At 63.8% G+C, this 9792-nt stretch carries 9 protein-coding genes; 7 read left to right on the forward strand and 2 right to left on the reverse strand.

Going from position 1 to position 9792, the window contains the following annotated elements; all coding sequences use genetic code 11:
- The first annotated feature begins 25 nt into the window (after positions 1–25).
- Positions 26–241 carry a DUF6356 family protein gene (locus NKI52_RS13460; protein WP_352469961.1) on the forward strand — a complete coding sequence of 72 codons (216 nt, stop codon included), beginning with the start codon at positions 26–28 and terminating at the stop codon, positions 239–241.
- A 171-nt stretch (positions 242–412) separates the two neighbouring features.
- A complete protein-coding gene (locus NKI52_RS13465) occupies positions 413–1786 on the forward strand; it encodes an amidase (RefSeq protein WP_352698244.1) in 1374 nt (457 codons plus the stop codon).
- Here the strand turns inward: NKI52_RS13465 and NKI52_RS13470 are convergent.
- Positions 1780–2856, reverse strand: coding sequence for an NAD(P)/FAD-dependent oxidoreductase (locus NKI52_RS13470; protein WP_352698246.1), 1077 nt, complete (start codon positions 2854–2856; stop codon positions 1780–1782). The genes NKI52_RS13465 and NKI52_RS13470 overlap by 7 nt on opposite strands.
- Positions 2857–2973: 117 nt before the next feature.
- Between NKI52_RS13470 and NKI52_RS13475 the strand changes: the two genes are divergently transcribed.
- The 4 genes from NKI52_RS13475 (at position 2974) to NKI52_RS13490 (ending at position 6788) form a co-directional block, all read left to right on the forward strand.
- Entirely contained in the window at positions 2974–3564 is a 591-nt protein-coding gene (locus tag NKI52_RS13475) for a TetR family transcriptional regulator C-terminal domain-containing protein (protein WP_352570213.1), read from the forward strand.
- A gap of 4 nt (positions 3565–3568) precedes the next feature.
- The gene (locus NKI52_RS13480) at positions 3569–4477 is read left to right on the forward strand and encodes a haloalkane dehalogenase (protein ID WP_352698248.1); all 909 of its coding nucleotides are present in this window, start codon (positions 3569–3571) and stop codon (positions 4475–4477) included.
- A gap of 266 nt (positions 4478–4743) precedes the next feature.
- Complete coding sequence (locus NKI52_RS13485; protein WP_352458662.1) at positions 4744–5106, forward strand: hypothetical protein; 363 nt, start codon at positions 4744–4746, stop codon at positions 5104–5106.
- A gap of 83 nt (positions 5107–5189) precedes the next feature.
- Positions 5190–6788, forward strand: coding sequence for a peptide chain release factor 3 (locus tag NKI52_RS13490; RefSeq protein ID WP_502893745.1), 1599 nt, complete (start codon positions 5190–5192; stop codon positions 6786–6788).
- A 169-nt stretch (positions 6789–6957) separates the two neighbouring features.
- Here the strand turns inward: NKI52_RS13490 and NKI52_RS13495 are convergent, their stop codons facing one another.
- On the reverse strand, positions 6958–7431 hold the full coding sequence (locus NKI52_RS13495) for a VOC family protein (protein WP_352698250.1): 474 nt from the start codon (positions 7429–7431) through the stop codon (positions 6958–6960).
- Between the two features lie 288 nt (positions 7432–7719).
- On the opposite strand from NKI52_RS13495, the gene ilvD reads away from it, so the two are divergent.
- Positions 7720–9564, forward strand: coding sequence for a dihydroxy-acid dehydratase (gene ilvD, locus NKI52_RS13500; protein ID WP_352698252.1), 1845 nt, complete (start codon positions 7720–7722; stop codon positions 9562–9564).
- Positions 9565–9792: the final 228 nt, after the last annotated feature.

Raw genomic sequence — 9792 nt, forward strand, 5'->3', positions numbered from 1 at the left:
CTTCATGCCGGCAGGAGGGATCGACATGACGGCACGGCTCGCAAGACTTTTCACCTCTCACCCGGCCGCGGTCGGCGAGAGCTATTTCGGCCATATGGCTTTCGCCGCATGGTTCTCGTCGCGATTGTTCATGGCGGCGTTTGCCGCGCTCGTTCATGCTTTCTTGCCGTTTCTGTTCGAGACCACGGCAAGCGGCATCATCCGTGAGCTCTATGAGCGGACGCACAACAGGGGACGGTAGGCCGTAGAGGCGCCGAGCGCGGCGAGGCCGCTGGACAGGGCCGCCCCTCAACGGGCCCCGCAGCGCAATCCCGATCAAGCGCCGCCATCGTCGAAATGTCGAGCCAGGCTTGCATCCACGCGCCAATCCGCCATTTTGAGGAGCGCGGCGCGATAGCCCGGAGCATTCACCATGGATATCGTCTTTTCCTCGACCACCAATCTGGCCGCGGCCATCCGCGACCGTACGGTTTCCGCAATAGAGGTGCTGGACGAGCATCTGGCGCAGATTGACAGGCACAATGAGGCGGTCAACGCAGTCGTAACCCTCGATCGGGACGGTGCGCGGCAACGCGCTGGCAAGGCCGACGAAGCCCAGGCGCGCGGCGAGGCCCTTGGGCCGCTACACGGCGTGCCGTTCACACTGAAGGACACGCACGAAACAGCGGGCATGAGAACCACTGTCGGCTTCCCGGCTTTCGCCGACTTTGCCCCGAGGGCAGACAGTCCGGTCGTTGCCTGGCTGAAGGCGGCAGGCGGCATACTGGTGGGCAAGACGAACGTGGCGACAATGCTCGGTGACTGGCAGTCGAGCAATCCGCTGTTCGGCCGCACCGGCAATCCCTGGAATCTCCAGCGCACCGCCGGCGGCTCCAGTGGCGGTGCGGCGGCGGCGCTCGGCACCGGAATGACGCCGTTCGAGGTCGGCACCGACATGCAGGATTCGATCCGGCTGCCCGCTGCCTTTTGCGGCGTCTGCGGCCTCAAGCCGACCGAGCACCGCGTCTCGCTCGCCGGCGCCTTCCCCGATCCAGGCGGGGCGCCGCGCAGCGTGAGGCTGATCTCCTGCCTCGGACCGATGGCACGCAGCGTCGAAGACCTGGTACTGATCTACCGCCTTATTGCCGGGCCGGATGGAAGCGATACCGACCTTGCGCCGGTACCGGTCGAAGACATGCCGGAGCTGGATCTGACGACGCTGCGCATTGCCTTCGCGCCGTCCTTCCCAGGTTTTCCGGTGGCAGGCGAGATCAGGGCTGCGGTCGAAAGCCTGGCAAAGGAGCTTCAGGCGGCAGGCGCGATCGTCGAGGAGGCCAAATTGCCGAAGCTCGACCTGCACGACGATCTGGAGCAAGGCGGCGCGCTGATCGGCATGATGCTGGAGGCGGCCCAGCCCGAACCGCGGGAGAAGCCGACACCGGTCTCGCGCTGGTTCGAGGCGCTCGCCCGCCGCGACCGCTCCATCCTGGCGTGGGAACGGTTCTTCGACGGCTGCGACGCCTTGCTGTGCCCGGTCGCCATGGCCACCGCCTTCCCGCATTGCGATCCGGGAACGTCGATCGAGGTCGACGGCGAGAAGCAAACCTACTGGATGCTGCCGGCCTATGGCGCGGTGTTCAATTACAGCGGCCACCCCGCACTGTCGCTGCCCTGCGGACAGGACAGCAATGGCCTGCCCATCGGACTACAGCTTGTTGGCAAACGCTGGTCGGAGTCGCGCCTGCTCGGGATCGCCAGGGCAATCGAGCCGCTGGCCGGCGGCTTTCGCCGTCCGCCCGGTTATTGAGTAAACCGCCCCAGCCCGTAGGGATCAAGCAGCGGATCGCGCTCGCCATCGAGGATTTCGCGGGCGGCGAACAGGCCGACGGCCGGTGCCAGCGTGATGCCGGAATGCATGACCGCGACGTAGACGCCGCTCGTGCCTTCGGCGCGGCCAATGATCGGAAAGCCATCGACCGGCGTCGGCCGATAGCCAATGGTGTGGAAATCGAGTTCCAGCTCATCCGCGCCGCGCAGCATCGCCTTCATCGCCGCAAACAGGTCGCGGGCGGTGGCCGCAGCATCCATGCCGGGATCGGCGCCGCCGAAATCCGAGCCCGCGATGATGCGGCCTTCCGCCGTCTGGCGCATATGCAGGCGGTCGCCGATCACCAGGCCGTTGAGCAGCTTTTCGTAGGGGCGCGAATGCACGATCAGGCCGGGTGGCGTCTCGATCGGCAGTTCTATCCCGGCTGTTGCCGCTAGTGCCGGAGAGCCGGCTCCGGCCGCGATCACCACCTCGTCGGCAGCAATCCGCCCGCCGGATGTATCGACGCCGGCAATCCTGCCGTTGGCTTGCACCAGAGCGGTGACGGTCGTCTCGGCTACAATTCGCGCGCCGCGCCGTTCGGCGTCGGCCAGCAGTGCTTGCGTGGCGGCGACCGGCTCGGCGACACCTTCCTCGGCGACATAAAGGGCGAAATCGGGAAGTTCGGCCAGATTGGGCTCGATACGCGCCGCTCCGGCACGGTCGACACGCTCGATGCCGCAGCCCCATGCGGAGTGCTCGGCCGCATAGGCCTCAAGCTCGGGACGTGGCAGGTCCCACCACAAGCCACCGCACCACTGCAACGGGATGCCGGGCACCTCGTTCGCCAGCCGCGTCCATTCGGCCATCGACCGAATGCGTAGGCGGAAATAGACCTCCGGATTGCCCCAGCTGGCATTGATCCAGGCAAAGGAATTCGGTGTCGCGACGCCGCCGGCGCCGCTGCCGGCAATGACCGTCACCTTTGCTCCGGCCCTGGTCAGGTGCCAGGCGATGGAGGCGCCGATGATGCCGGCGCCGATGACGATGACTTGTTTCGCCGCTGTCATGCTTCACTCCTCGTTCCAACGCCACCACTGCGATGCCATTGCCCGTGGGTTCTGCCAAGAGCGCGCGGTATAAAATATGCTTCTTGACTTTAATACGTACGTACGTATTATACCGGCATGGCTAGACATTCACTTCGCGAAAAACTTCTCGACGCCGGTTTCAACACCATCTGGAATTCCGGCTATTCGTCCGCCGGCGTACGCGACATCGTCGCCGCGGCCGATGCCCGCCCGGGGTCCTTCACCAATCATTTTGTCTCCAAGGAGGCGTTCACCGGCGAGGTGCTGGACCGCTATTTCGCCTATGTGAGCGGTTTGGTGGAGCAGGCCCTTGCTCGGGACGGCACGCCCCCGGTCGGGCGCTTGCGCCGCTATCTCGAAATCATCACGTCGAAGCTGGAGGCGCATGATTGGGCACGGGGCTGCATGATCGGCAATCTCAGCCTCGAGACGGCGGCTCACAGCGAGGCGCTGAGGCTGCAACTCGTCGCCATTTTCGAACGCTGGCGTAAGCCCTTTGCCGAATGCATCGCCGAGGGCCAGGCGGCTGGCGACATCACCGACGCGTTCGATGCCGAGGACCTCGCCGATTTCCTGTTGAGTTCCTGGCAAGGCGCGATGCTGCGCATGAAGGTGGAGCGCAGTCCCGAACCGCTCGAGCGTTTCAAGAATATCGTCTTCAAAACAGTCTTCGCAAAAAGGAGCTGATCCGATGAACCCGAAACTCGAAAAGCGCACAATGTTGCCACGCTCGCAAGTCGCGGTGCTCGATTCCACCATCTCCTATGTCGAGGCAGGCACGGTTGGCCCGACGGTACTCTTGCTGCACGGCAACCCGACGTCGTCCTACATCTGGCGCGACATCATCCCGCATGTGGCGCCGTTCGGCCGCTGCATAGCGCCCGACCTGATCGGCTATGGCCAGTCCGGCAAGCCGGACATCGACTATCGCTTCTTCGACCACGTCCGGTATCTCGACACCTTCATCGAGACGCTTGGCATCACCGACATGGTTGTCGTCGCGCAGGACTGGGGCACCGCGCTCGCCTTCCATCTCGCCGCACGGCGGCCGCAGCGGATCCTCGGCCTCGCCTTCATGGAGTTCATCCGCCCCTTCGAGAGCTGGGACGATTTTCACCAGCGTCCACAGGCGCGCGAATTGTTCAAGGCAATGCGCACGCCGGGCATCGGTGAGAAGCTTGTTCTGGAAGACAACGTCTTCGTCGAAAAGGTGCTGCCGGCCGCTGTGCTGCGCACGATGAGCGATGAGGAAATGGCCGCCTACCGGGTGCCGTTCCCGACGCCGCAATCGCGCAAGCCGATCCTGCGGCTGCCGCGCGACCTGCCGATCGAAGGCCAGCCCGCTGATGTCGCCGCCATCAGTGAGCACGACCATCGGGCGCTCCGGGCATCCTCCTACCCGAAGCTGCTTTTCTCAGGCGATCCCGGCGCCCTCGTCTCGCCGCAGGCGGCACGGGGCTTCGCGGCTGGGCTGAAGAACTGCCGCCTGATCGATCTCGGACCCGGTGCGCACTATCTGCAGGAGGACCATGCCGACAAGATCGGCGCCGCAATTGCCGAGTGGGTTCCCGAGATAGCGTTCGAGAGCCATGCGGCCTGACGTCGGGACGTGAACCGGCGGCCGCGGCCGGCGGAGAGGTCGACAGCTTAGCTCTGCCGGTGCCAAGCGATGGAGGCGCCAATGATGCCGGATCCAATGACGATGATGTTCTTGCTCGCGGCCGTGTACCTTCAAACGCCCAGGACTTCTTGCCCTCATTGCCACCATGCTACAGACTTGCCAAGAGCGTTGCCGGGACCGCTCTCGAAGCGGGTCGATGACGATCGCCTCGATGGAAACGTTCAGCTCAATCACATGAGGGTCATTTGCGCCGCTGGATAAAAGGGCTGGTTTTTGCTGCAGCCGGAGCCGCCATTGTTTATGCCGTCTTCTTCGGCCCGCTGCCGATCGTTCGATCTTGGTGGCAGGACGACAACTGGCTGGATCCTTTGCATAAGCGCCATCGCATTGCTGACGGTTTGGTGCTGACCGGGGCGTTGGTTGGGAAATCGCGGGCAGAAGTTGTTGCCATGCTCGGCGAGCCGCCGAAGACGGACTATTTCGAGGACTGGAGTCTGGTTTATATTCTTGGTTCGGAAAGAGGATTTTTTTCGATCGACTCTGAATGGCTGGTTATGCGCCTGGATGACGCTGGCTCGGTCACGCAGGCGGCTATCGTCAGAGACTGAACCTGCTGCCGGGGTATCAGCGGTGTTTCCGTTCGACAGGCCGGAAAAGCGCTGCTAGAAGCCCGCGCCACAGACAGGATTCCATGAAATTGGCTGAAGACATCGAACAAGCGGTATCGCGCCGCCGCACTTTCGCGATCATTGCCCACCCCGACGCCGGCAAGACGACGCTCACCGAAAAACTGCTTTTGTTCGGCGGCGCCATCCAGCTTGCCGGCGAGGTCAAGGCCAAGAAGGACCGCATCCAGACCCGCTCGGACTGGATGAAGATCGAACGCGAGCGCGGCATTTCGGTGGTCACCTCGGTGATGACCTTCGAATACGAGGACACCGTCTTCAACCTGCTCGACACGCCCGGCCACGAGGATTTCGCCGACGACACCTATCGCACGCTGTCGGCGGTCGACAGCGCGGTCATGGTGATCGACGCCGCCAAGGGCATCGAGCCGCGCACGCTGAAACTGTTCGAGGTCTGCCGGCTGCGCGACATCCCGATCATCACCTTCGTCAACAAAATGGACCGCGAAAGCCGAGACCCATTCGACATCCTCGATGAGATCGAGCAGAAGCTGGCACTGGATACAGCGCCGATCACCTGGCCGATCGGCCGCGGCAAGACCTTTTCCGGGACCTACCATCTGGCGCTGAACGCGGTGCGCAAGGGCGACGCCGAAAAGGAGCGCACGCCGGTCAACGGTCCCGATTCCAACCGCGTTGCCGGCCTGTTGCCGGAGAACGAGCGGGAGGCCTTCATCGAGGAGCTGGAGCTGGCGCGCGCGGCCTGTCGCCCGCTCGACCTCGATGCCTTCCGCGAGGGCCATTTGACGCCGGTCTATTTCGGTTCGGCGCTGCGCAATTACGGCGTGCGCGACCTGATCGAGGCGCTCGGCGCCTACGGGCCGCCGCCGCGCGCGCAGGAGGCCGACAGCCGCAAGGTCGAGGCGACCGAGGACAAGATGACCTCCTTCGTCTTCAAGATCCAGGCCAATATGGACCCCAACCATCGCGACCGCATCGCTTTCGTCCGCGTCTGCTCCGGCAAGCTCGAGCGCGGCATGAAGGCCAAGCTGGTGCGCACGGGAAAACCGATGAGCCTGTCGGCACCGCAATTCTTCTTCGCCCGCACCCGCGTCACGGCCGACGAGGCGTTCGCCGGCGATGTCGTCGGCATCCCCAACCACGGCACGCTGCGCATCGGCGACACGCTGACCGAAGGCGAGGAGATCCTGTTTCGCGGCGTGCCGAATTTCGCGCCTGAAATCCTGCGCCGCGTTCGCCTCGGCGATGCCATGAAAGCCAAGAAGCTCAAGGAAGCGCTGCACCAGATGGCCGAGGAAGGCGTCGTGCAATTGTTCTCGCCGGAGGACGGCTCGCCAGCCATCGTCGGCGTCGTCGGCGCCCTGCAGCTCGACGTCTTGAAGGAGCGGCTAAACTTCGAATACACACTGCCGGTCGATTTCGAGATGTCGCGCTTTTCCGTCTGCCGCTGGATATCGGCCGACGACAGGGCCGAACTCCAGCGCTTCATCGAGGCGCATCGCGGCGACATCGCGCGCGATCTCGACAACGATCCGGTGTTCCTCGCCCAGCACGCCTTCTCGCTCAACTACGAGGCCGAGCGCTGGAAGGCGATCCGCTTCACCGCGGTCAAGGATTATCAGGTCCGCGACAGAGCGGCTTGATGCGCCCCTTCCCTTCTCCCTTTGTGGGAGAAGGTGTCGCCGAAGGCGACGGATGAGGGGTGTTCCAGGAAACACCAACGTCTCATTCCGTCCAGCACCCCTCAACCGTCTCGGCGCTTCGCGCCGATCCACCTTCTCCCACAGGGGGAGAAGGAAAGATCGCGTTCGTTCACCCTTTCGCTGCCTCTTCGATCTTGGCGATGTCGATCTTGCTCATCTGCATCATCGCCTGCATCACGCGGCCGGCCTTTTCCGTGTCGGGGTCCAGCAGCAGCCTGGGCAGCTGTTCGGGAACGACCTGCCAGGAGAGGCCGAATTTGTCCTTCAGCCAGCTGCACTGGCTGGGCTGGCCACCGCCCGCGATGAGCCTGTCCCAGAAATAGTCGACCTCTTCCTGCGTCTTGCAGTCGATGGAGAGCGAGACTGCCTGGGTGAACTTGAATTGCGGGCCGCCGTTGAGCGCCTGGAACTGAACGCCGTCGAGCTCGAATGAGACCATCAGCACCTTGCCCTCATTATCGCCGCTGCCCTTGGGCCAGCGCATCACGCTCAGCACCTTCGAATTCTTGAAGATGGAGATGTAATGGTTCATGGCCTCCTCGGCCTGGTCGTCGAACCACGGGCAGGGGGTGATCTTTTGCATTCTCTTGCTCCTCGGGCTGGTTTTGGCTTGTTTCACTCGCAAAACGGCCGGCTGGCAATTGATGCCCGGTCCCGCCGTCTGCTCAAGGACGCTCGAGCAAAACACGATCCGACAGCACTTCTGACTTTTTTACGGCCTGGACCGGCTGCGTCTTTGGCTGGCCGCTCGTTCCGCACCCTGGCGCAGCGCAAAATTGTGGCCAGACCAGAGTGTGCCGTCTATAAGGCCTGCGGCTCAATTCCGGTTTTCCGCACCTTTGGGCGCGACGCAGACAGCAAGGACAGTTCAATGCCCGCCTACCGTTCCCGCACCACCACCCATGGCCGCAACATGGCCGGCGCCCGCGGCCTGTGGCGCGCTACCGGCATGAAGGATTCGGATTTCGGCAAGCCGATCATTGCCGTGGTCAATTCCTTCACCCAATTCGTGCCGGGCCATGTCCATTTGAAGGATCTCGGCCAGCTGGTTGCCCGCGAGATCGAAAAAGCCGGCGGCGTCGCCAAGGAGTTCAACACCATTGCGGTCGATGACGGCATCGCCATGGGCCATGACGGCATGCTCTATTCGCTGCCGTCGCGCGAATTGATCGCCGACTCGGTCGAATACATGGTCAACGCGCACTGCGCCGACGCGATGGTCTGCATCTCGAATTGCGACAAGATCACGCCCGGCATGCTGATGGCGTCGCTGCGCCTCAACATCCCGACCGTCTTCGTCTCCGGCGGGCCGATGGAGGCCGGCAAGGTGGTGCTCGCCGGCAAGAGCCAGGCGCTTGATCTGGTCGACGCTATGGTCGCGGCCGCCGACGACAAGGTGTCCGACGAGGACGTCAGGACCATCGAACGCTCGGCCTGTCCGACCTGCGGTTCCTGCTCCGGCATGTTCACCGCCAATTCGATGAACTGCCTGACCGAGGCGCTCGGCCTGTCCTTGCCCGGCAATGGTTCGACGCTGGCGACGCATGCCGACCGCAAGCGCTTGTTCGTCGAGGCCGGCCACCTGATCGTCGATCTTGCCCAGCGCTATTACGAGCAGGACGACGACACCGCGCTGCCGCGCAGCATCGCCTCGAAGGGCGCCTTCGAGAACGCCATGACACTCGACATCGCCATGGGCGGCTCGACCAACACCGTGCTGCACATCCTCGCCGCGGCACATGAGGGCGAGGTCGACTTCACCATGGAGGACATCGACCGGCTGTCGCGGCGGGTGCCGGTGCTTTGCAAAGTGGCGCCGGCCAAGGCCGACGTCCACATGGAGGATGTCCACCGCGCCGGCGGCATCATGGCCATCCTCGGCCAGCTGGATAGCGCCGGGCTGATCAACCGCGACCTGCCGACGGTGCACACCGCAAGCCTCGGCGAAGCGCTCGATCATTGGGATATTTCGCGCACCACCAGCCAGAATGTCCGCGATTTCTTCCTGGCGGCACCCGGCGGCGTGCCGACGCAAGTCGCGTTCAGCCAGGACCGCCGCTGGGACGATCTCGATCTCGACCGCGAGAAGGGCGTCATCCGCTCGGCCGAACATCCTTTCTCCAGGGATGGCGGCCTTGCCGTGCTGAAAGGCAATCTGGCACTCGATGGCTGCATCGTGAAGACGGCGGGCGTCGATGAATCGATCCTGAAATTCACCGGTCCGGCAAGAGTGTTCGAAAGCCAGGACGCCAGCGTCAAGGCGATCCTGTCGAACGAGATCAAGGCCGGCGATGTCGTCGTCATCCGCTATGAAGGGCCACGCGGCGGACCCGGCATGCAGGAAATGCTCTACCCGACCAGCTATTTGAAGTCGAAAGGCCTCGGCAAAGCCTGCGCACTGATCACCGACGGTCGTTTTTCCGGCGGCACCTCCGGCCTGTCGATCGGCCATGTCTCGCCGGAAGCCGCGGAAGGCGGTCTGATCGGGCTGGTCAGGGAAGGCGACACGATCGAGATCGATATCCCCAACCGCACCATCAGGCTTGCTGTCGACGACTCCGAACTCATCGCCCGTCGCGCCGCGATGGAGGCCAGGGGAACGGCTGCCTGGAAGCCCGAAGAAAAGCGCAAGCGCAAGGTGACGACGGCCTTGCGCGCCTATGCGGCGATGGCGACAAGTGCCGCCAAGGGGGCGGTGCGGTACGTGCCGGAATAGAGGCTTTTCCTTCTCCCCTTCTGGGAGAAGGTGGATTGGCGCGCAGCGCCAAGACGGTTGAGGGGTGCTGGACGGAGTGTCGTCGGCGCCAAGCTGGAACACCCCTCATCCGGCCGCTTCGCGGCTACCTTCTCCCACAAGGGTGTTTGGACTGGGGACATCGCGAACAGATGTGCGAGGACATCGCGAACAGTTTTGCGCTTTTGCGCGAGGGGGTTCGGGATGCCA

This window comes from Mesorhizobium sp. M0590 (genome assembly GCF_040320905.1).
GTDB lineage: Bacteria > Pseudomonadota > Alphaproteobacteria > Rhizobiales > Rhizobiaceae > Mesorhizobium.

What these genes read in the sequence shown, in the direction of transcription:
- NKI52_RS13465 (WP_352698244.1), top strand. Translation starts at nt 413, where the DNA reads ATGGATATCGTCTTTTCCTCGACCACCAATCTGGCCGCGGCCATCCGC.
- ilvD (WP_352698252.1), top strand. Translation starts at nt 7,720, where the DNA reads ATGCCCGCCTACCGTTCCCGCACCACCACCCATGGCCGCAACATGGCC.
- NKI52_RS13460 (WP_352469961.1), top strand. Translation starts at nt 26, where the DNA reads ATGACGGCACGGCTCGCAAGACTTTTCACCTCTCACCCGGCCGCGGTC.
- NKI52_RS13470 (WP_352698246.1), bottom strand. Translation starts at nt 2,856, where the DNA reads ATGACAGCGGCGAAACAAGTCATCGTCATCGGCGCCGGCATCATCGGC.
- NKI52_RS13475 (WP_352570213.1), top strand. Translation starts at nt 2,974, where the DNA reads ATGGCTAGACATTCACTTCGCGAAAAACTTCTCGACGCCGGTTTCAAC.
- NKI52_RS13495 (WP_352698250.1), bottom strand. Translation starts at nt 7,431, where the DNA reads ATGCAAAAGATCACCCCCTGCCCGTGGTTCGACGACCAGGCCGAGGAG.
- NKI52_RS13490 (WP_502893745.1), top strand. Translation starts at nt 5,190, where the DNA reads ATGAAATTGGCTGAAGACATCGAACAAGCGGTATCGCGCCGCCGCACT.
- NKI52_RS13480 (WP_352698248.1), top strand. Translation starts at nt 3,569, where the DNA reads ATGAACCCGAAACTCGAAAAGCGCACAATGTTGCCACGCTCGCAAGTC.